This window comes from Nocardia brevicatena NBRC 12119 (genome assembly GCF_000308495.1).
Taxonomy (GTDB): domain Bacteria; phylum Actinomycetota; class Actinomycetes; order Mycobacteriales; family Mycobacteriaceae; genus Nocardia; species Nocardia brevicatena.
The window spans coordinates 1-403 of record NZ_BAFU01000144.1 but is presented as its reverse complement, the minus strand read 5'-3'; the positions used below and the strand labels follow the sequence as shown (position 1 = coordinate 403).

General features: G+C 63.0%; 1 protein-coding gene. It reads left to right on the top strand.

What is annotated here, in order from left to right; translation table 11 throughout:
• A partial coding sequence (locus tag ON20_RS25670; RefSeq protein ID WP_040839532.1) for an integrase core domain-containing protein occupies positions 1-403 on the top strand: 403 nt, incomplete at both ends.

Sequence of the window (403 nt, the reverse complement as noted above, 5' to 3'; positions counted from 1 at the left end):
CGGGCGCTGCGCATCTCTCCGCGCTCGGATCAGAAGACCGCGATCCAGTTCCTCGACTACGTGATCGCCCGGCCGCCGTTCCGGATCGAGAAGATCCAGACCGACAACGGGGCGGAGTTCCGGTCGGCGTTCCACTGGCACGTGATCGACCAGGGTATCGGCCACACCTACATCAAGCCCGCCACACCACGACTCAACAGCCGAGTCGAACGCTCCCATCGCATCGATGCCGAAGAGTTCTACCGGCTGCTCGACGATGTCGTCATCGATGACACCGGGCTGTTCAACGACAAACTCGAGGAATGGGAGGACTACTACCACCACCGTCCCCACGGCGGTCTCGGAGGCCGGACACCCCATGAGAGGCTGCTACAGAAGACCCAAGCCCACACTGTCACCGGCC